Here is a 22,631-nt window from a genome sequence, read left to right on the forward strand (position 1 = left end):
AAATGCACAGATGACGGCAAAGTCACATCGTTCATGTTTCAAATTCGCTGATATGGAGAGGGTGCTCGAGAGCACTCTCTTTTTTTTGTCTGTATTCAGACAAAAAATAGTCCCTCTTAGTAGAGGGACAGTGCCAATGAATCATTTTCACTAACGCTATGCAGGATGGCTTCACAGCCAATAATCTCTATGCTGATCAAAGAGTTAAGACATTTCTGAAGGGCACGCTTGCCGCTGGAGATTTTGTTCTCCAAAGTGTTGCTTAGAAGTTTCAATGTTTTTTGCATAGGCTGCTTGTTATCTTGATTGAAGTAAACGGGAATACGTTTGTTTTGAAATGTAATTAATGTTCTCACAAAAATCACCTCGCCTGAGTTATTTCATGGCTTTATTGTAGAGCCCGTTTCTTAAAATTACCTTAAAAACACCTTATAAAAACATAAAGGTCTGAGAAATTTACAAAGTGTTCACAATAATCTGGATAACAATCGAGTTTAGTTCTATCCAATTGACAAAATGACGTAGATACGACTATTTAAAACTATTAAATATGAATTTGTGATACAATTGGCTCTTTATCATTTGGTAAAATGCGACTAAAGGCTTTATATTATTTTGAGAGTGGGCATTTTGTAACAAATTGACAGTCTAATAGGTGAATGCTACAGTTACGATAGCCATCTTTCTATCGAAAATAGGCTTTTTGTGTGAACTTTACTGTATAAATTAAGGATCGGGAGGGATGACAGATGATCCTGACCGTGCTTTCAGGACGACAGGAAACAGAGTGGTTTGACATCGAGGTAGCTGATGAATATTCGGTGGAGCACTTGAAGCTGATGCTGGGTGTGCGCATTTTTGGGGAGCCTCCGGCAGAGGGAATGCAGTATATTATGGAAGCAAAGTTCCCGGAGGGGCTTTGGTTCAGAGTGGAGGACGACCAGCTACTTACAGGGGCAGGCTTGCGGGAAGGCTGTACGGTGCGTATTCAGCGTGCCTTTTCGACAACCCAGGACGAAGCACCTGTATATGGACGGCGTTCGCTGTTTCAAAACGAAAAAAATGGGTAAATACACACATGAAATTATATGAAACCTTGGTAAAATGAAATAGTAAGCGAAAAGGGGGACTTTTGTCTTGAATGTATTATACCAGCGATCCCCGAGATTAAGGCCGGCGCTCCGAGAGGAGAAGCTGGAGATTTTACGGCCTCCGGCTGAGCCGAGCAAGCCGTCTTTTTCTATTATATCTATACTTATTCCGTTAATGATGACGTTGGTGACTGTAGGTTTTTATGTATATATGAGCAGAACGGGCAAAATGGGCAATAGTAACTATCTGATGTTTCAGATGGTTACGGTGGTCATGATGCTAACGTCGTATACGATTCCTTTTTTCGTATACCTAAATAATAAGAAGGAATACAAGCGCAAGCTGGAGGAACGTGACCGGATGTACCGGGAACAGCTTCAGAAGCATCGTGAAGAGCTTGAATTGAAGCGTGAGGAACAAATTCGCACGCTGTATGAAATTCACGGTGATCCACAAATATGCGCTCAAATCGTCAAAAACCGCAACAGTTCTCTTTGGGAACGATCCCCGGAGGATGAGGATTTTTTACAAGTCCGTATCGGGACTGGACAAGTTCCCTTTCATATTAAATTGCAAATCCCGCGTCCGGACGGCTACGACCGTGACCCTCTGCTCGGGGCTGCGGATGAGCTGGAGGAAGAGTTCCGTCTGGTGGATGCTGCTTCCATCGCATTACCGTTGTTTCAATCCAAAGTGGTAGGACTGGTCGGTGAGCGAGAGCACACTCTTGCTGCCTTAAGAGTGATTCTGGCGCAGGTGGCTGTGCGTCACTCGCCGGATGAAGTGAAAATCGCATCCTTTTATGATGAGCGGGAGGAAAGTGAATGGGCCTGGATGCGCTGGCTTCCGCATGTGTGGGATGATGACAGAACCCAGCGGATGATGTCAGACCGTAGCAGCAGCGCCCATCAATTAGCTGATTTTCTGTTTGCCAGGCTGAACCGCCGTAAAAACAATCGCAGCGAGCGTCACGGTAAAGGGATGGAAGTCCCTTGCTATGTGATTGTTTTGTCCGACAGTCAGCTCATTGAGGAAGAGCCCTTGCTTCCATTATTACTAGAGGACGGACGGGCCATTGATGCATGCACGATCGTGCTGGCTTCCCGTAAGGAAGCATTGCCGATGCAGTGTCAGCTGATTGTGGAGGCTTCCAAGGAGCAGGGAGTATATGCCCGTAAATCAGAATCGGCAGAGGTTGAACAACAGAGTTTTAAGCCGGATCGTTTGTCCAAAGAGGAAGCTGATGCATTGGCACGGTATATGGCTCCTATTCGCTTGAAGCGCTCCTCGGCTTCGGATATTCCGTCTGTACTGCCTTTGTTTGATATGATGAGCGTAGCGGATGTGGAGGAACTGGATGTAACAGAGCGGTGGCGGCGCAACCGTCACCCTGATACTTTACCCGTACCGATGGGTGTGCGAGCAGGCGGCAAGAAGATTATGATTAATCTACATGATAAAATAGAACGTCAGGGACATGGCCCCCACGGTCTGATCGCAGGGACGACGGGTTCAGGGAAGAGTGAGGTTATTCAGTCTATCGTGGCCTCGCTTGCGGCTGAGTTTCACCCGCATGATCTTGCTTTTATGCTGATCGACTACAAGGGCGGCGGCATGTCCAATACGTTCGTCAACCTGCCGCATGTTGTGGGTACGATTACGAATTTGGACAATAACTTGATCGAACGTGCCAAAATATCTCTCAAGGCAGAACTGGTTCGTCGACAGAAAATATTGAACGATGCAGGCAATTTACAGCATATTGATGAGTATTATAGATTACTCCGGCAGCGGCACGAACAGCCGCTGCCTCATCTGGTTATTATAATTGATGAATTTGCACAACTAAAACGGGATCAGCCAGAGTTTATGGACGAGCTAATCAGTATTGCAGCGATTGGGCGGACGTTGGGTGTCCATCTGATCTTGGCAACCCAAAAGCCCGCCGGGGTCGTTGATGATAAAATCTGGAGTAACTCCAGATTCCGTATCTGTCTTCGGGTGCAGAGCGAAGGCGATAGCCGTGATATGCTGAAAATACCGAATGCGGCGTGGATTACCAAGCCGGGACGAGGGTATTTTCAAGTCGGCAGCGACGAGGTGTTTGAAGAGATGCAGTTTGCCTGGAGCGGGGCACCGTATATAGGCAACAGCGATATTTCTTCTGCACTGCCTGTACATGAAGTGAGACTGAACGGGAAACGTGAAGCGCTATTGACGGGCGGCGAACGTGCAAGCTCAGGCTTAAAAGGAGAAGAGGCTCCCAAGCAGCTTCAAATCTTCATTGATTATATTGCAAATGAGGCTGCTAAAGCAGGAATTGAGCGGCTTCAGGGACCGTGGCTTCCTCCACTGCCTGAATTGCTTGATTTAACTCATTTGTCTCCATGTACACAAATGGATAGTGCATCAGCTCCAGAGGAGCTAAAGGCGCTCATCGGACTGGTCGACGATTTGCCGAATCAGCGCCAGGAGTCGATTTATGCAGCACTGGATCATGGCCATTGGGCGGTGTACGGCATGCCGGGCATGGGGAAAACGACCTTTTTACAGACACTGCTGATGTCGACAGCTCAGCGCTTTGATGCGAACCGGTGGAACGGTTATATCATTGACATGGGTCGGACGATGCGCGACTTTGGGGACCTTCCGCAAATCGGTGCTGTTATGATGGCAGAGGAGGACGACCGGATCAAGCGGTTGTTCCGTTATCTGTTCAAGCTGGTTGCTTTACGCAAGGAAATGATTTCCGAAGCTGGCGTCAAAACGATAAGCTCGTATCGTCGTTCTGCGGTCGAGGATGTACCGCAAATTGTCGTAGCTATTGATGGCTACCTTAATTTCCGTAATGCTTATCCGGATGAAAATGAACTGCTGGAATCACTTTTGCGTGAAGGTGGCAGTTTGGGTATCACGTTCATCATCACTGCCAATCGGATTACGGATGTGTTTGAGAAATTCCGCAGTAACATTCCGAATGCTGTTTCTTTTGAATTGTCTGACCCGAGTGATTATTATTACGCGGTAGGACGACCGGCGAAAACGCCAGGATCTTTAATTCCGGGCCGTGCCCTGGTAAAAGGGCATATTCCACCACTTGAGTTCCAGACGGCATTGCCTTCACCGGGAGGAGATGAGACGGAACGTTCGGCACAGCTGCGCCGCAATATCGCGAGCATTGTGCAGGAATGGAAAGGAGCGCACGCTCCAGCCATTCTCCCGTTACCTGAGCGTATTCCGCTAGCGGAACTGCTACAGCAGTGGGATCGAACAAGTGGGCCTTCCGGTGCGCTCCCTTATGAGGTGCCTGTAGGTCTACAGAGTGACGATCTTGAGCCTTTCCTCCTGAATCTGAAAGAGGGTCCTAATTTTATCGTCGGCAGTCCTATGGAGGGAGGAAAAACTTCCTTTCTCATGAGTTGGATCCTGTCGCTGGCTTATTACACCTCACCGGGACAGTTGGAAGTCTTTACGCTTGATACCCGCTATGGAGGCGGTGGACTATCGCGGTTGCGGCATCTTCCTCATGTCAAGGCTGCGGCTGAAAGCGAGGAAGAAATTGGGCCTCTGGTACAGCAAGTGCATGATATTGTTCAACAGCGGAGCAAGGATGGTAATGATCCCGAGTTACTGCTGGTTATTGATGATGCGGATATGTTAAGCAAACAGCTGAACGATTTTATAATAAAGGATCAGCTCTCCGCCATTGTACGGTTGGGACGTGATCGTAATGTGCATGTCGTGCTATCGGGTGTGCCATCTGATTTCCCAACCTTTGGGGTAGACTGGTTCAATGATGTCAAAGCAAGTCAAAGCGGTGTGCTTTTTGGAACGCTGGATTCGAATGATTTATCGTTCTTTCGTATCCCCTATTCGGAAGCGAATGCCGCTGCCGGTGGCCTAAAAGTCCTGCCGCCTGGACAGGGATACTACGTACGGCGCAAATTTACCAGGATAAAAGCGGCAATTCCTTTCTCAGAGCAAGTGAGCTGTGAGGATTGGATAACGAAAATTCGTGACCGATGGCATGTTGTAGTTTGAAGGGAGGTGGCTCATAATGTTAACGTTTCAAGCTTCCAAGCAGAAGTTAATAACCCTCAAGTCGAAGGAACTGTTTTTTCTGGCAGGCGTGCTGGGTTCTGACAGATTGCTTGGGGTGGAAGATCCGTTTAAGGGCTATCTAGCGGAGGAGTTGGCAGAAGAGTGGGAACAGGTAAAAGCTGCTCTTCTGGAAAAGGGTTATCTAAAACGGGTAGATAAGGGCAAAGAGTTGGCAATGCCCCCTACTGTTTTTTCGAGGGTTGCTATCGCCGGATTATCCAACAGGGCTTGCCACATACGCTATACACGGGGAGGCAAGCGGTTTGAAGGCTACCTTCATTGCACGAACGAGCGTGTGGTGGAGCTTGTGAAATCCGCTGATGAACCCGATGAGTATCGCCTGTACGATCTGGGTAATGTGGAAAAGGCATGTGAATCATTGATTGATGAAATGGGCTGGGTCGATCGGCTTGTGCCTGAATCTCCTGCGCTCATGTTCTCCAAGCAGGCATTTAATGAAATTTATAAGCAATCTGAAGGAGAGAATGTGTCTCTAATCAGCAGTAAACTGACCGAAGCTAGCGGAGATGCGGAGGGGGCTGCCAAGCTGGCTCAGTCTTTAAGCTCTCGAGTAGCTGAAGGAGAACTGCAATTGCTGGTTTGGAACGGCAGAGAGTGGGAATCACAACGGGCAGCTTTTGTCCTGTGTCCTGCAATGAGCTGGATATTTCGTATGAGCTCTAATGGTAATGGAGACTGGCTTATTGCGGCTATGACTTCGAGGGATCAGTTTGTGGATTTATTATTAAATTGGCTGAGACAGTCGACAGTAACTGAAGAAGCGACAGAAGAGGGGTGATGGATATGCGCATTCGAGTTGAACCGGATGTGCTTCGGGGGCTTAGCGGGCAGCTACAGCATGCGGCGGAGCAAATTCAACAGTTGACAGCAGGTTTGGAGCAGGCGTTACAATCGCTGGATTGGGATGTATCTGCACGTGAGACGGTCTTGGATCATTGGATGCAGGCCAAGCGAATGTCGGAGCAGATTCATGCTTACCTCCATACATCAGGTGCACAACTGAACCGAAAGGCAGAGGAGTTTCAGTCTGTTGACCACAACTATCAAACAATACTGTCATTTGCCAGTCAGTCATTGGGACGACCTGTCACGATGCTCGATTGGTCGAATCAGCAATCCCCGTCTATTTTGCCCGGGCAAACTTCGGAAGGAAGCGGTCTGATTTCAAACCCGCAGTCTGTCGTACATGCCATTACCGGCATACCGTCTTCGGATGTAGGAACACTGAATCAGGATATTCTGGAGCAGGCATCCTCTGGCAGCCCACAGGATTGGTATTTTACGGACCCGTCTGTAGTGAGAGATCAACCTGTCGCATAGCAGGTTTAATTCCGTGATGATCTTGTTCGATTGCGAGGTTCGAATGAATAATATCATTATTCCCGGCTTTTTGGGACTTATTAGGTGTTGTTTTGTCAGGATCGTACTGTTAGATGCTGTTATATAGTTGAAAAGTGGGATAATTGCATTTAGGACCTTTGCCTTTTGTAGGGAATTCAATAACCATAGTACAATTTGAACCAGTTAAACAATAAAAATTTTTTATCATCAAGGAGGACTCATAAAAATGGCAGGACGCATTTTAATTACACCAGAACAGGTTGATCAGGTGGCTAACCAATTTAAACAAAGCGGTGAGCAAAGCCAGCAAATCGTTTCCAGTCTGACACAGTCCATCTCAGGTATGGAAGGTCAATGGGAAGGTATGACCAAGCAACGTTTCTTCCAAGAGTTTCAGGAAGCTAGCAAACAAATGCAAGCTTTCGTAACGACTTTGAATAGCATCAGCCAGGAATTGACGGCTATCGCTAACAAATTCCGTACGGTTGACCAAGCGAAGTAAGCTGCCAGCCAGGCATTTCTCTATAACTTTACCACTCTATGAAGAAGCAATATGTGAACCATTCCTCACGGTTTAGTATAGATGGTTCCAAGTAGAAACGGTTTGGCTGTCCTTTATCAGGATGATATCCATTTCTGAGATAAATATAAGAACAGAGGATAACGTCAAACGTATACTTTCTTAATATTTTAAGAAAACCGGGCGATCTTAGGACACCCGGTTTTCTTGCCATCCACAGATGTTTATAATAAAGTGAGGAAACTAGCATACTGAACGATATAAGGAGAGGGATGTTTCATGTCTTTTCAACCGAATCCGGGAGACGAATTGATCATAAACGGCACAGCTTATGTGGTTGGACGACATCCAGTTGCACCCGGTTTGGCCTATGCTCAAGCGGGGCGCCAAGGCATTGTATATCAGTTGAATGCTAAAAGTGGAGCGCCACATGAGGCTAAAGCCCTTAAAGTGTTTTTTCCGAAGTTCCGTATCCCGGCTATGGTTTATCAATCTGAGCATATGGAAGCATACGGGGATATTCCCGGTTTGCAGGTGTGCAAGCGTGATGTGCTCACTCCAGAAAGAAACGGAAGTCTGATCGCCGAGCAGCCTGATTTGCTGTATGCGGTACTGATGCCATGGGTTCATGGCACGACGTGGTTCGATTGCCTCACAGATCAACGTCAGCTTGAGGCTTCCGATAGTCTGGCTTTAGCCAGAGCACTGGCAGGGATTGGTTCGGCTATGGAGCAAAAAGGACTGGCGCACTGTGATTTATCAGCGCCAAATGTCATGCTTCCGTTTTTTTCTGAAGTGGAACTGCCTGAAGGCACGTCAGCTGTAGAATTGGTGGACGTGGAGCAAATGTATAGTACCAAAATGGATCGTCCAGACGCTCTGTTGGCAGGTTCACCAGGATATGCCGCACACCGTACCGTTCACAGCGGGTTATGGAGCGCATACGCAGACCGTTTTGCAGGGGCCATTATTATTGGAGAAATGCTGGGCTGGTCTGACCGTGTAATCGTAGATAAAGCGTGGGGTGAAAGCTATTTTGACCAGCACGAAATGCAGACGCCTTGCGAACGATATTTTATTTTACGAAAATCGCTGGAATCCCGCTGGGGAAGCAAAGTGGTAGAGCTGTTCAGTCGTGCCTGGGATAGCCAGGATTTAAGCAGTTGCCCTACCTTTGGCGAATGGCTGGTTGTGCTTAATGGCATTACTGAACAGGAAATTCCTGTTGAAGTAGAAGCGACGGAGCTTGAGGCGACAGAAACTGCACAAGCCGCCGCGGGTAGTTCTTCCTTTCAGACAGCATCCTCTTTAGTTGCACCGCTCGAAGCTGAGCAGGCTGCGCTGCTTAATCAGGCCGCTGAGGAGCAGGGGCAGCGTGGGGTAACGGACAAGCTGTTCCGACAGGCCCGTGATCTGGAGCAGCAAAACAAGCCTGCTGCAGCGCTGGAAGTATATCGGTCGTTATATCATTTTGTAGAAGACGGCAGTCCTCTGCATGTCGAGGTATCGGCTGCTATTACAGGGCTGGAGGAGCAGTTAAATCCTATGACACCAGAGCAGCCTGAAAAATCGGCAGCTTGGTACCGCTCGAAAACGTTTATCGCATCGACAGCGGCTGCGGTCGTTCTCTTAGCGGCTGGAATTCCAACCGTTAAGATTCTTGCGGATCAGTCCAATCAACGGCAAATTGAGGCAGCTAAACAGGAAGAAGCCGTGAAGGCGGCACAAGCCAAGCTGGCTGCAGAACAGGAGGCCGCTCAAAAGGTGTTGGCTGAGAAGCAGCGGCAGGAAGCGGAGGAGCAGGCCAAACAACAGGCTCTTACTCAAAAGCAGCAGGAAGAGCAGAAAAAACAACAGGCTCTTATTGATCAGCAGATCAAATATGAAGCTTATCTTGCCCAAAAGGAAAAGGATAAGCAGGCGGCTGCCAAGCTGGCCAAGCAAAAAGCATATGATCAGCAGGCAAAGTATGAAAAGTATTTGGCCTGGAAAAAGGACCAGGAAGCCCGTGCAGCCCAGGAAGAGGCAGCGCGTAAGGCGGCAGCTGAGGCAGCACACAAGCAAGAAGCGTCGATGCATGCCCGTAACAAGGAGAATGTTCTCCAGCTTATTTCGCTGTATAACAAGGCTTATGCCTCCCAGGAGGGGGGGAGCACGGCGAAGGCAAAGAGCTTTGCCAATCGTTTTAGAGCATTATACGATAGTAATCCATCCTATTATCGTAAGGTAGGTGAAGTAGGATATCGGGCTTCTTCTATCTATAACTTTTTAAGCGATACGAATTTTAGACTGCCTAAAATTTAATTTTGAACTATTCATGATAGATAGGCTGATAGATAGAGATACAAGGTAACTGAGGGGAGCATGTACAAACCATGAATTATACAATACAGGCTTCACAACGTACCCCCGCCCTGATCATTTACCTGATTGACATCAGCGCGTCGATGAACATGCTGATGGAAGGGCGACGGCGTATTGACGTTGTGTATGAGGCTATATCGCTGGCGATTCGGCAGATGGTTTTCCGTTCAACCAAAGGAAATCGTCTGACTGCACGCTATCGGATTGCGATTTTGGCTTACAGTGATGATGTGTATGATCTGTTGAACGGTGTAAAAGGGATTGATGAAATTGCGGCCATTGGTTCGTTGCCTGATTTGACGCCCAAACGGTTTTCAGATTCGGCAAAGGCTTTCTTGCAAGCCGAGCGTATTTTACAGGCGGAGCTGCCAGGGATGCAGGATTGTCCTGCTCCTTTGGTTTGCCATATGACAGATGGGGTATCTACAGGCGATGATCCGGAGCCGATTGCCAAGCGCATTATGAGCATGAGCGTACCGGATGGCAATGTGCTGGTAGAAAATATATTTTTATCTGACAGACTGCTGGAGACACCTATTCAGGACCCTCGTCGCTGGAAAGGCTTGACGCACACTACACCGCTGCAGGATGAGCATGCTGTGAAATTGCGTAATATGTCTTCTGTACTCCCTGAAAGCTATCGGGAAATGCTGTTTGAGGCAGATTATCAGCTGGGTGAAGGGGCGATTATGATGTTGCCTGGAACCTGTGCGGAACTGGTGTCCATCGGTTTTCAAATGTCGGCAGCAACGCCTGTACGGTAAGGAGGTAAAAGCATGAATCCACTGCTGTCCCTGCTCCCCGCGAGCAAAAGAAAGGGAATGAATGCAAGGCTGGCTCAGCATTTTGATTATATAAGCTCTCAGACCGGCGATCAGCCTTTATCATCTCATCACAGTCGTTTTAAGTGTCGTTATGGCTATGGAAGGTCTGCCGAATCTGCCAGCATGGGGGAAAGCGGACAGGATTTTGCCGCAGTGCGTATTCATAAAACCGTCTGTTGCTTTGTCCTTTGTGACGGTGTCGGGCTCAGTTATCGAGGAGATTTTGCAGCCCGTTATTTGGGCTCTTCTTTACTGGATTGGCTGGAAGAGGGACGAGATCTGTCTGCTGAACAATTGAGGATGTATCTCGAACGCTTGGCGGATACAGCTACGGTGGAACTGGATCGGCAGCCTTTGAATCACGAATCAGGCTTGATGCGTTCGGTATTGGAGGATAAACGTCGCCAGGGAAGCCAGTCCATGTATATTTGCGGTAAAATCGAACTGCCGAAGCGCGGTGCGCGTGGGCGTCTTAGACTTGCCTGGCAGGGAGATTCACGCTTGCGACTATGGAACGGTGCGGAGGAAATCAGCGATCTGTTTGCTCATACCTTCTCTACAGCAGAGCGCTGGTCCACAAGCCGTGGACCGATCGGAGGTAAGCCTCATTGGTACGAAAGAAGCATACCCGCAGATATGCCGATGAGACTACAGGTATATAGTGACGGTTTATCCGATTTGGACCCTATTTGCGAGCCTGTCCCTGATGAGCAGATACAAGTATTGCTGGATGCATCCCATACCGGGGGACTTGATGATGATGCTGCATTTATTGAATTGCAGTGGTAAATGAATGAGCAAAAGGACGCTTGCATCCATGCCAATGGCTGTAGGACGTCCTTTTTTGATGCATACATACAAAAAAAACAAACAGTTAAGATAGATTTGGAATGCAATCGAGATACAAGAAGAAAGATGCGCTAATTCGCGTAATATTCGTTCTTTTCCTCCATATTGCAAAGGAATAGCAAAAAACGCGTAAAAATGGTGATTATAAAGTATCCCCTTTTGGGTAATCTTGTGATTATACAGGAAACTGAAGGGAGAGATACATATGAGCTACACATCTGCAGGGAATGCGCGCTTTGAAGGCAAAACGGCTCTAATCACGGGGGCTGGTTCTGGTATTGGCAAGGCAACGGCCATTCAAATGGCGAGAGAAGGAGCGAATGTCGCCCTCTTTGACGTAAGTAATGAGCGGATTTTGGAGACAGAAAAAGAGATTAATGCTATACGTGAAGGCTCGGCACGGGCTTTTGATGTGGATATTGCCGATCCGGTGCGTGTGGAAAAAGCAGTTTTGGAAGCCGTAGAATTGTTTGGCGGGCTGCACATCGTTTTTGCCAATGCCGGAATTAACGGAGTAGTTGGACCGATTGAGGATTTGAGCATTGAGGATTGGCGGCAAACATTATCTACAAATCTGGATGGTACCTTTCTGACGGTGAAGTACACGGTACCCCACTTGAAAAAGAACGGGGGCGGCAGCATTATCATTACCAGCTCCATTAATGGAAATCAGCGTTTTACCAGCTTTGGGATGTCTGCTTACAGCACTTCGAAGGCAGGTCAAACCGGGTTTGCTAAAATGGCTGCACTGGAGCTTGCCAAATTCCGTATCCGTGTCAATGTCATCTATCCGGGTGCCATTTCGACCAATATTGATGAAACAACGGAGAAAGCGGAAAGGTTAAAGCAGATTACCATCCCTGTAAAGTTTCCCGAAGGAGGGCAGCCGTTGGCTAATGGGCCGGGTCAACCCGAGCAGGTAGCTGATTTAGTCACCTTTTTGGCCTCCGATCATTCGCGTCACATTACTGGCGCACAAATTGTGATTGATGGGGCGGAATCCTTATTGTTTTAGCGCTGATGGATTTTTGGTGATAAAAAAATGATGAATGGTGTTTGAGTGTATGGTCTTGGTTATGATGCTTATTTATGGTATATGTATAAAGGAAGATAAAGCGAATTTTCTCTCTCTATTGTTTGGTGCGAATGTGAAGCTCACATAAAATCCCTAGATCCTTCGCACCTCGAAACTTGTCGAAAAAGAACCAAATCAGCCTTCATTGATTAAAGTCAATCCTAGATTCAAGCTTTTTTGGTATCGTTTTTATGAAAATGTACAGAATTGATATCTTTTCTGGATCAATTGGGTACATTTTCGCTGTCGCACTCTATATGAGTGCGTGGATTGAAATATCCGAGCTGCCAGAGGTACTGGGCTTGTGTGACCGTCGCACTCTATATGAGTGCGTGGATTGAAATCTTGAAACCCTGCTCGATTCGCTCGTCGTACACTGTCGCACTCTATATGAGTGCGTGGATTGAAATCTGTGAACAGTAATCCTGCTGTACAGATGTTTATTGGTCGCACTCTATATGAGTGCGTGGATTGAAATTCTCTCAATCTCGTCCTGATCTGCGTCACCGTCAGTGTCGCACTCTATATGAGTGCGTGGATTGAAATGACATTTCTGTTCGCAAGGAAAGTATGCCAAAGGGTCGTCGCACTCTATATGAGTGCGTGGATTGAAATAACTACGACCAGTTCATTGCCATGAAGAAATTTAGGTCGCACTCTATATGAGTGCGTGGATTGAAATAGCCTTGAAATGCCCGGTGCAAAGCTGGGAGAACGATGTCGCACTCTATATGAGTGCGTGGATTGAAATATATAGACCCTTGGAATCAGTTATCGAACGGAATGTCGCACTCTATATGAGTGCGTGGATTGAAATATATAGACCCTTGGAATCAGTTATCGAACGGAATGTCGCACTCTATATGAGTGCGTGGATTGAAATATCAATCGAGTAGGATTCAACCAGGTCACTGTAGTCGCACTCTATATGAGTGCGTGGATTGAAATACTAATGTTTAAAGCGAAGGCTTATAGTGAACTTCGTCGCACTCTATATGAGTGCGTGGATTGAAATCATACAACACAAAAATAATTGTACGGGACTGTATTGTCGCACTCTATATGAGTGCGTGGATTGAAATAGCTGCAGCAGGCACGCTCTCACAGAAGCATCAGGTACGTCGCACTCTATATGAGTGCGTGGATTGAAATCGTTTCCTTTGTTACGCGAGTATAGCGGTTGAGTTCGTCGCACTCTATATGAGTGCGTGGATTGAAATCAATGACTAACGGCAAAGAAGCATCTTGTTCAGGGGTCGCACTCTATATGAGTGCGTGGATTGAAATTGCGTCGCCGTCAATATCCTCTTCAGATTCAGCTGTCGCACTCTATATGAGTGCGTGGATTGAAATCTCAACCACCTTAAAAAACTCCCCGCGCTTATGGTCGCACTCTATATGAGTGCGTGGATTGAAATCCTCCTACTCTTGCTGTTTTTTGGGTATTCACTAATGTCGCACTCTATATGAGTGCGTGGATTGAAATATCTCGATCAAACCCCTTCTTCGTCGGGACGCCGTCGCACTCTATATGAGTGCGTGGATTGAAATAGCCAGTTGAATATAATCCAACTAACGATCATCTAGTCGCACTCTATATGAGTGCGTGGATTGAAATTGGAGCAATTACGCAAGGGAGGCGGAGGAAGCGGTCGCACTCTATATGAGTGCGTGGATTGAAATAATTTCCATTTGTATACGATGTAATCAAAATGAATCTGTCGCACTCTATATGAGTGCGTGGATTGAAATAGCTCGGGCCACTTGGAAACCTCATAGAGCGCTTGGCGTCGCACTCTATATGAGTGCGTGGATTGAAATTCACAATGAAGCAAGAAGAATCCTTTTTTGTTATGTCGCACTCTATATGAGTGCGTGGATTGAAATGTTGCGGGAGGATGCCGAAAACGCTGGTATTGACGTCGCACTCTATATGAGTGCGTGGATTGAAATTGGAAGAATTCCGGACTTTGATGACGGTGACGATGGTCGCACTCTATATGAGTGCGTGGATTGAAATCTGTTCCGCCTTTATCTGAAGCGAGCGTCGTACCAAAGTCGCACTCTATATGAGTGCGTGGATTGAAATTTCGAACTTGACCGCGTCGGTAAGGCGGTTAAGGTCGCACTCTATATGAGTGCGTGGATTGAAATTGCTATCGCAGTAATGTCTGTCAGTGTCGCTAGTCTCGTCGCACTCTATATGAGTGCGTGGGTTAAAATCGGGGCGCGGGTTGCATGTAACTGGCAATCCATGTCCACTCTACATGAAGATGTATTTTTAAAACTCATTTTGTAAGTGTAATTCGAACTTAAAATATTTAATTTTGGTGTATGTCAAGAATCCTCAGAGAAAGAGCTCTGGGGATTTTTTTATGAGTGCTTGATTCGCTCAAAATATTGAATTTTTCTCTAAAATAATTTGTTTGGGAGGAAAATGCAAATCAATGTCGAAAAAAGTAAATAAGTCTTAGTTCAAGAGACTCATTCAGTGGAATGTATAGGCTCATATAGGCCGAAATTAAAGGAGTGAAAAAATGGAGTATATCGCCCACATACGGGAAAGTGACCAAGTGATTCAGACGGTTGCTGAACATCTATTGGAAACTCGACAATTAGCAGAGGCCTTTGGTGATAAAATAGGCATACGACATATTACCGGACTCGCTGGTATGCTGCATGACTTGGGGAAATACACAGAAGAATTCCAGCATTACATACGTTTAGCCGTACAAAATCCTGACAATCCACCGAAACGAGGAAGCGTGGATCATTCTACCGCTGGTGGGAAGTTGTTGTACAAACTCTTTCATATCCAGCCTCAGGGGGCATTTGATCAGCAGGATTTCATGAACAAAGCTTTATTATCCGAAGTTGTAGGGAATGCGATTATTTCACACCATGCCTATTTACAGGATTTTTTAGATCCTACCCTGGAATCAAAATTTTTGGATCGGGTGCGTGACCGCGAATTAGAGGGGTTTGATCATGCAGTCTCCCTTTTTTATGAACAGGTGATGGAGAAATCTGCATTTTTTCGATATGTGAATCAAGCTGGAACCGAGTTGGCTCATTATATGAAACGAGAGGATAAGACAGACATTGAACTCAAAATGATGTTCTTATCCAAGTTTGTTTTCAGTGCTTTGATTGATGCCGATCGCACGAATACCCGTTGTTTTGAAGAAAATAATGCTAAAAACGAGAAGAACAGCAATGCACCGATGAATCGCCAACAGCTATTTCAAACGTATTACGAAAGACTAATGGAGCGTATTAACGATCTGCAATCAGGAGAGAACGCCGACACAACCATTAATCTACTTAGAAAACAAATGTCCGAGCAATGTGAGCAATTTGCAGACAAGCCTTCCGGAATATTAACACTCTCCATACCTACAGGGGGTGGGAAAACGCTAGCCAGTCTGCGTTATGCCCTAAAGCATGCAGTCACATTTGAAAAGAAGCATATCATCTACGTCGTTCCATTCACAACGATTATCGAACAAAACGCTCAGGAGGTTCGTGAAATTATACGGGATGACGCTAACCTTCTGGAGCATCATTCCAATGTGGTCATGAACGAAGTAGAGGACATAGATGGTGAGGATCATGAGCTTGAAGATGTTGTTGTGAATACGCATCAAAAATTAAAGCTGGCTAAGGATAATTGGGATTCGCCAATCATTTTCACGACTATGGTGCAATTTTTAAATGTGTTTTACGCAGATGGCAGCAGAAATATCCGTAGGCTTCACAATTTGAGTGAGTCCGTCATTATTTTTGATGAAGTCCAAAAAGTCCCCACACATTGTATTTCTTTGTTTAATCAAGCACTGAATTTTTTGAAAACATATGCCTCTTCAAGTATTGTTCTTTGCACCGCTACCCAACCGGAATTGGATTTTGTACACAACAAGCTGGACATTGAACCGGATACCGAAATGGTACATGATCTCGATCATGTTATCGAAAAGTTTAAGCGGGTTGAAATTGTTGATAAGGCGACGGATGATACTTTGGATACCGAAAAACTTGCCGATTTTGTTGAGCAAATACTTGCCGATGAATCAAGCATACTCGTTATTCTCAATACAAAAGCAGTGGTCAAAAATCTATATCACCGATTAACAGAAGGAAACGGTACCATCCCGGTTTACCATTTAAGTACCTCCATGTGTCCGGCTCATCGCAATCGCATATTGGAGGAAGTAAAACAACATCTGGAGCATAAAAAACCTGTCGTTTGTATTAGCACGCAACTCATCGAGGCGGGAGTGGATATTAGCTTTGATTGTGTCATTCGATCCTTGGCTGGTATGGATTCCATTGCTCAGGCAGCAGGTCGATGTAATCGCCATGGAAGAGATGGAACGAAGCAGGTGTATGTCATTGATCATGAAGAAGAAGATCTCAAGCGTCTCAAAGAAATCAAAATCGGCAAAGAGATAACCAGGAAAATGTTCATTGACTTAAAACGTGATGAAACCTGCTACGGTGGTAACGTATTATCTGCACAGGCCATGGAAATATATTTTAAAAAATATTATACCGAGCTGGAAACAGACTTGAATTACTTTATACCTCAGCTAAGAAGAAACATGACTGAACTATTATCTGCTAACCGCAGAGAGAATACGTATTATCGTTCTTATTACGATGAAAAAGGTACAATTCTTCCCTTATTCTTAGCGAATTGCTATAAGACAGCAGCAGAACATTTTCAAGTCATTGAGGATCATACGACTGCCATTATTGTTCCATATGGGGATGGAGACAAAGAAGGAAAGGAGATCATCGCTGATCTAAATGGACAGCAAAGCATAGAGGATCTAACAAGCCTACTGCGCAGAGCGCAGCAATTCACCATTAATATATTCCATTATGAGAAAAAACAATTGGATCAGAATAAGGCGCTGGTTTCTTTTCTGGATGGTAAAATATTGGCTTTGACCGAGGGGGCCTATCATGATTCTTATGGGCTTAACCTTGAAAATGATAGTCCGCATGGTGGGTTTTTTATTTAAGAAAGCTTTCATCTGGGACTTAGGGCTTGTTTTTTGCGTTGACTGAATATGCCAAAAGTAATATTCTGGTATTATATTTAGAAAAAAGACCTTGAAAGGAGGAAGCTACCAGTTGAGAAATTCAATTGAATTTAGAGTGTATGGAGATTATGCGCTGTTCACAGACCCGCTAACCAAACTGGGGGGGGAGAAACTAACATACAATGTCCCTACCTATCAGGCATTAAAAGGGATCGTAGAAAGTATTTACTGGAAACCTACGATTACGATGGTTGTGGACAAGGTTCGTGTTCTAAACGCGATCCGAATGGAATCCAAGGGAATTCGGCCCATTGAATACGGCGGCGGTAATACGCTTGCTAATTATACTTATCTCAAAGATCCTTGCTATGAGGTTCAAGCCCATTTTATTTTTAATCTGCATCGTCCCGAGATGGAATATGACCGTAATGAAAACAAGCATCATAACATCCTCAAACGCTCGTTGCTTGCGGGTGGACGCAGAGATATTTTCCTCGGTACACGAGAATGCCAAGCTTATGTGGAGCCTTGTGTTTTTGGTGAAGCACCCGGTTTCTATGATAGTTATGGCGAGATTCATCTAGGAAACATGGTACACGGTATTAACTACCCGGATGAGACAGGCAGGAATCAGCTGGAGGTACGTTTGTGGAATCCGGTGATGAAGGATGGAGTTATTGAATTTATTCCACCGGAGAAATGCCCACAAGTTCGCGTCATAGCAGAGATGCAGCCCAAACGGTTTGATGAAAATAATGTTCAATCCGCTGATGAGCTGCTTGCAGAGTGGGAGGGGTGGGGCATGAAATGAGCTGGCTGCTAAATTTATATGAAACATATAAATCGAATCTTGGCCGTGTGGGTGTGCCCGAGAAAAAGCGTGACGGTCGTGAATACACGCTGTTGCCCATCTCTCATACAACTCAAAATGCACAAATTGAAGTGGAAATTACGGAACAAGGTGATTTTCATTCAGCCAGGGTGCTGGACAAGGACGAGTTCAGCACATTAATTCCTTGCACAGAGAAATCGGCCAGTCGGGCTGGCTCTGTCGTAGCGCCTTATCCGCTGCACGATAAATTAAGTTATGTGGCCGGAGATTTTGTAGCATATGGTGGAAAAGTCAAAAAAGAAGAGCCCTTTGCGACTTACATTCAGCAGTTAGAAGGGTGGGCTAATTCAGAATATGCCACTCCCAAGCTGAAAAGCATCTATCGTTATCTTAGCAAGCGCCAACTGATTAAGGATTTATCGGATCATTCTATTTTATACCTTGATGAGAATCAACAGCTAATAACCAAATGGGACAAGAAGTATGAGCGTTCACCTGGGGAAAAACCACGTATATTTACGGCAGTTCCCGGGGAACTGGAGAGTGCTTTTATTCGTTTTAATGTATATTCACCAGATAAAGCGTTAACTAAAGTGTGGCTGGATACAGAACTATATGATTCATTTATTAGTTACTACAGTCAGTTGCTGGGTGAGGAAGACATTTGTTATGTCACCGGAAAGCAACTCCCGAGCACAGACAAGCATGCAAACAAAATCAGAAATTCCGGAGATAAAGCAAAGCTGATTTCTGCTAATGATACAAGCGGGTTCACATTCAGAGGACGGTTTGCCGATAGCCATGAAGCAGCAAGCATCAGCTATGAAGTATCCCAAAAAGCTCATAATGCCTTAAAATGGCTGATTCATCGTCAAGGTAAAATTATGGATAATCGTGTTTTTCTCGTCTGGGGTAATGATGACCCGGATGTGCTGAGCTTTACCAACAATGACAACATCTTTGCAATGGATTTTGGTCCTGAATCATCCCGGCCGACAGCAATCAAAAGTCATACGAACGAGGAGCTTGCTTTTGATCTGGCCAAAGCCCTGTCGGGCTATCGCAATAAACTGGCCGTCAAATCGACGTCCAAAGCAAACGTCAACATTCTAGTGCTTGACTCAGCAACAACAGGGCGCATGGCTGTTCTGTATTATCGGAATTTGGATAAAAAATTGTACTTTGACAAGCTTATTGATTGGCATTCAAAATGTGCCTGGTTACACCGTTACCAGAAGGACGAGCAAGGTGAGCTATTACAATTCTTTGGGGCCCCGGCGACCAAAGACATTGCTTTCGCGACATACGGCCCTAAGGCAAATGATAAACTCGTTAAAGGTCTAATGGAACGAATGCTTCCGTGTATCGTAGATGGTCGACCCGTTCCGCAGGATATTGTGAGGAGTGCTACTCACCGTGCCTCTAACCCGGTAGCTATGGACAAATGGGAATGGGAGAAAACATTGAGTATAACATGTGCATTGATTAACACACAGGAGGGATACAACGTGTCATTAGATGAAGAGATTAGGGATCGCAGCTATTTATTCGGCAGACTGTTGGCCATTGCTGATGTACTGGAACGAAATGCACTGGAGCGAAGTGGGCAGGATAGGGATAAAAAGCGTTCCACCAATGCCATACGCTATATGAGTGTATTTTCACAGCATCCGGAAAGAACCTGGAGAACGATTCAGAATGCCTTGCAGCCACACCAAGCTAAATTCGGCAAACAACTAAACTATTATTCCATTATGATTGATGAGGTCGCTTCAAAAATCCCATTTGACGAATTTAATAACGAACCGCTGACCGGGAAGTATTTGCTCGGATTTTACAGCCAGCGCTATGAAATCTATCATAACACGGATAAAAAGAGACATGAGGGCAATAACGCAGGAGATGAAAACAACCAAGACGACAACATCCCAGGCATGTGAATGAATAGTGGTGGGTCGTAACAATCTTTTAAAATATAAGGTTACATGAAAAGGAGAATCATCATATGTCTATACTGGATCATAAAATTGATTTTGCCGTTGTATTGTCTGTCGCGAAAGCCAATCCCAATGGAGATCCCCTGAATGGCAATCGCCCGCGGCAAAATTACGATGGTTATGGCGAAATTTCAGATGTGGCTCTGAAACGGAAAATAAGAAATCGTCTGCAGGATATGGGCGAATCTATCTTTGTTCAATCGAATGATCGGAAACTGGATTCATTTCATAGTTTAAGAGAACGTGCCGAAGCGAACCCTGAGCTGGGAAAAATTTTTAAGAGCAAGGAAGGTTCAAGCGAGGAGTTTGCCAAAATGGCCTGTCAGGAGTGGATGGATGTTCGTAGTTTTGGTCAAGTTTTCGCATTCAAAGCGGCGGGTAAAGGGGCAGGGGTATCTGTGGGGATAAGAGGTCCTGTATCTATACATACGGCAACCAGTGTTCTTCCTATTGATATTACCAGCATGCAAATTACCAAAAGTGTAAACTCCGAGCCAGGAAGTGAAAAAGGTTCCGACACGATGGGGATGAAGCACCGTGTGGATTTTGGCGTGTACGTATTCAAGGGAAGCATCAATACACAACTAGCTGAAAAAACAGGGTTTACCAACGAAGATGCTGGAAAGATCAGGGAAGCACTGATTTCCTTGTTTGAAAATGACGTATCCTCCGCCCGTCCTGACGGTAGTATGGAGGTACATAAGGTCTATTGGTGGGAGCACAATTCCAAACTCGGAAAATACTCATCTGCTAAAGTACACCGATCTTTGGAAGTGAAACCGAAAGAAAATGTAAATGCGGCCGACAAATCTTTTGATACACATTATGAATGCATCCTCACTCCGCTCGAAGGCTTAGAGGTCCAAGAGTATGCAGGGCTATAATGAAGAAGATTATTTGCTGCTATCCGGTATACAGCATTTTAATTTCTGTAGAAGACAGTGGGCGTTAATTCATATAGAGCAGCAATGGGAAGAAAACGTGCGGACGATTGAGGGTAATCATTTGCACAGAAAAGCGGATCAGCCGATGATTCGTGAAAAAAGAGGGGATAAGCTCGTCGTACGCGCATTACCTGTACATTCCAGAGAGCTTGGGATCACTGGAATCTGTGACGTGGTAGAGTTTGCGCGAGATCCACTCGGCGTTCCGCTTGCAGGGGAGGAAGGTACGTACCTTCCCTTTCCTGTTGAATACAAGCGTGGTAAACCGAAACGAAATGATTCGGATCATGCTCAGTTAGTCGCACAAGTGATGTGTCTGGAAGAAATGCTCGTATGCGAGATTTCAAAGGGCTACTTTTATTACGACGAGATCAAACATCGCGTAGAGGTCATCATCACGGCGGCTGACCGAGAGCGTGTTCGCACAAGCTTGCAGGAGATGCGGCATTATTTTGAGCAAAACCATACACCTAAAGCCAAAGCGGGACCACACTGCCTGAGCTGCTCACTACATAACATATGTGTTCCCGAAATACTGAATAAAAAATCAGTTTCGAGCTTTATTGAAAGCAGGCTGGCTGAATGAAAAAATTACTGAACACATTATTTGTGACCATGCCGGATACGTACTTGTCACTAGATGGGGAAAATATCGTAATTAAACAAGAAGAGTCCATTCTTGCACGGTATCCTTTGCATAATTTGGAGGCGGTTTGCACTTTTGGCTACTCAGGGGTTAGTCCAGGCCTAATGGGAGCTTGTGCAACACGCAATATAGACTTAACTTTTATGACGCGAAGCGGACGTTTTTTGGCACGAGTTACGGGGGAAAGCCGGGGAAATGTAGTGCTGAGAAAAGAACAGTATCGGATTTCCGATGATGATAGAAGAAGCGCTCTGGTAGCCAGGAATATGATTACAGGTAAGATCTACAACCATAAGTGGATTTTGGAACGGGCGACGAGGGACCACCAACTTCGGATTGACACGGATCGCTTGAAGAAGGTGAGCACATCTTTAACAGAGATCATGAAGCAGGTCCGTGAAGTGGAGGAGCTAGACATTTTACGGGGCTTGGAAGGTACGGCGGCGGTTCAGTACAATTCTGTTTTCGATGAGCTGATCTTACAGCAAAAAGATAATTTTTATTTCCATGGACGCCATAAGCGCCCGCCATTAGATAATGTGAACGCTCTGTTATCCTTTGCCTATACACTGCTGTCCAACGATATGAAATCAGCCCTGGAGGCTGTAGGCTTGGATGCGTATGTAGGTTTTTTGCATCGAGATCGTCCGGGAAGAGCCTCCTTGGCACTGGATGTGATGGAAGAACTTCGAGGCGTATATGCCGACCGTTTTGTGCTGTCCCTGATTAACAAAAAGCTGATTCACGGCAAAGGATTTTACAAGAAAGAAAACGGGGCTGTTATGATGGACGATGATACGAGGAAAATCGTATTGAAGGCCTGGCAGGAACGGAAGCAGGACAAGATTATTCATCCTTATCTGAATGAGAAAATGTCCTGGGGATTGGTGCCTTATTCACAGGCTCTGCTCTTGGCCAGGCATATTCGGGGAGACTTGGACGAGTATCCTCCATTTTTGTGGAAGTAGGTGTGAACA

Annotated in this window: 16 protein-coding genes and 1 CRISPR repeat array; of the genes, 15 read left to right on the forward strand and 1 reads right to left on the reverse strand. The window is 45.6% G+C overall.

Annotated elements, in window-relative coordinates; genetic code table 11:
• Window positions 1-116: 116 nt before the first annotated feature.
• Window positions 117-356 carry a hypothetical protein gene (locus tag GCU48_RS21490; protein ID WP_025716873.1) on the reverse strand — a complete coding sequence of 80 codons (240 nt, stop codon included), beginning with the start codon at window positions 354-356 and terminating at the stop codon, window positions 117-119.
• A gap of 393 nt (window positions 357-749) precedes the next feature.
• On the opposite strand from GCU48_RS21490, the gene GCU48_RS21495 reads away from it, so the two are divergent.
• From GCU48_RS21495 to cas1c, 15 genes are all read left to right on the forward strand, one after another.
• A complete protein-coding gene (locus tag GCU48_RS21495; protein WP_010346287.1) occupies window positions 750-1,070 on the forward strand; it encodes a hypothetical protein in 321 nt (106 codons plus the stop codon).
• A gap of 67 nt (window positions 1,071-1,137) precedes the next feature.
• Window positions 1,138-5,133, forward strand: coding sequence for a type VII secretion protein EssC (gene essC / locus GCU48_RS21500; RefSeq protein ID WP_152381393.1), 3,996 nt, complete (start codon window positions 1,138-1,140; stop codon window positions 5,131-5,133).
• A 16-nt stretch (window positions 5,134-5,149) separates the two neighbouring features.
• Window positions 5,150-5,992 (forward strand): hypothetical protein, encoded by an 843-nt coding sequence (locus tag GCU48_RS21505; protein WP_152381394.1) that lies wholly within the window; start codon window positions 5,150-5,152, stop codon window positions 5,990-5,992.
• Between the two features lie 5 nt (window positions 5,993-5,997).
• Window positions 5,998-6,534 carry a WXG100 family type VII secretion target gene (locus GCU48_RS21510; RefSeq protein ID WP_025716876.1) on the forward strand — a complete coding sequence of 179 codons (537 nt, stop codon included), beginning with the start codon at window positions 5,998-6,000 and terminating at the stop codon, window positions 6,532-6,534.
• A gap of 247 nt (window positions 6,535-6,781) precedes the next feature.
• Entirely contained in the window at window positions 6,782-7,057 is a 276-nt protein-coding gene (locus GCU48_RS21515) for a WXG100 family type VII secretion target (protein ID WP_007430133.1), read from the forward strand.
• 297 nt (window positions 7,058-7,354) lie between these two features.
• Entirely contained in the window at window positions 7,355-9,379 is a 2,025-nt protein-coding gene (locus GCU48_RS21520) for a serine/threonine-protein kinase (protein ID WP_152381395.1), read from the forward strand.
• A 71-nt stretch (window positions 9,380-9,450) separates the two neighbouring features.
• Window positions 9,451-10,203, forward strand: a complete 753-nt coding sequence (locus GCU48_RS21525) for a vWA domain-containing protein (protein WP_025716878.1) — start codon at window positions 9,451-9,453, stop codon at window positions 10,201-10,203.
• Between the two features lie 12 nt (window positions 10,204-10,215).
• Window positions 10,216-11,052 carry a hypothetical protein gene (locus tag GCU48_RS21530; RefSeq protein ID WP_152381396.1) on the forward strand — a complete coding sequence of 279 codons (837 nt, stop codon included), beginning with the start codon at window positions 10,216-10,218 and terminating at the stop codon, window positions 11,050-11,052.
• A gap of 265 nt (window positions 11,053-11,317) precedes the next feature.
• Entirely contained in the window at window positions 11,318-12,127 is an 810-nt protein-coding gene (locus GCU48_RS21535) for an SDR family oxidoreductase (protein ID WP_152381397.1), read from the forward strand.
• Window positions 12,128-12,432: 305 nt separating this feature from the next.
• Window positions 12,433-14,410: a CRISPR direct-repeat array (repeat unit 32 nt; unit sequence GTCGCACTCTATATGAGTGCGTGGATTGAAAT).
• 314 nt (window positions 14,411-14,724) lie between these two features.
• Complete coding sequence (gene cas3, locus GCU48_RS21540) at window positions 14,725-17,214, forward strand: CRISPR-associated helicase Cas3' (protein ID WP_152381398.1); 2,490 nt, start codon at window positions 14,725-14,727, stop codon at window positions 17,212-17,214.
• Window positions 17,215-17,326: 112 nt separating this feature from the next.
• On the forward strand, window positions 17,327-18,046 hold the full coding sequence (cas5c, locus tag GCU48_RS21545; RefSeq protein WP_152381399.1) for a type I-C CRISPR-associated protein Cas5c: 720 nt from the start codon (window positions 17,327-17,329) through the stop codon (window positions 18,044-18,046).
• Entirely contained in the window at window positions 18,043-20,007 is a 1,965-nt protein-coding gene (gene cas8c / locus GCU48_RS21550; protein WP_152381400.1) for a type I-C CRISPR-associated protein Cas8c/Csd1, read from the forward strand. Before cas5c ends, cas8c begins: the two co-directional genes overlap by 4 nt.
• 65 nt (window positions 20,008-20,072) lie before the next feature.
• Window positions 20,073-20,948 carry a type I-C CRISPR-associated protein Cas7/Csd2 gene (gene cas7c / locus GCU48_RS21555; protein WP_025716884.1) on the forward strand — a complete coding sequence of 292 codons (876 nt, stop codon included), beginning with the start codon at window positions 20,073-20,075 and terminating at the stop codon, window positions 20,946-20,948.
• Window positions 20,935-21,594 (forward strand): CRISPR-associated protein Cas4, encoded by a 660-nt coding sequence (gene cas4 / locus GCU48_RS21560; RefSeq protein WP_152381401.1) that lies wholly within the window; start codon window positions 20,935-20,937, stop codon window positions 21,592-21,594. Before cas7c ends, cas4 begins: the two co-directional genes overlap by 14 nt.
• On the forward strand, window positions 21,591-22,622 hold the full coding sequence (gene cas1c, locus GCU48_RS21565; RefSeq protein WP_025716886.1) for a type I-C CRISPR-associated endonuclease Cas1c: 1,032 nt from the start codon (window positions 21,591-21,593) through the stop codon (window positions 22,620-22,622). The genes cas4 and cas1c overlap by 4 nt, the downstream gene beginning before the upstream one ends.
• Window positions 22,623-22,631: the final 9 nt, after the last annotated feature.

Source organism: Paenibacillus brasilensis, assembly GCF_009363115.1.
Classification (GTDB): Bacteria; Bacillota; Bacilli; order Paenibacillales; family Paenibacillaceae; genus Paenibacillus; species Paenibacillus brasilensis.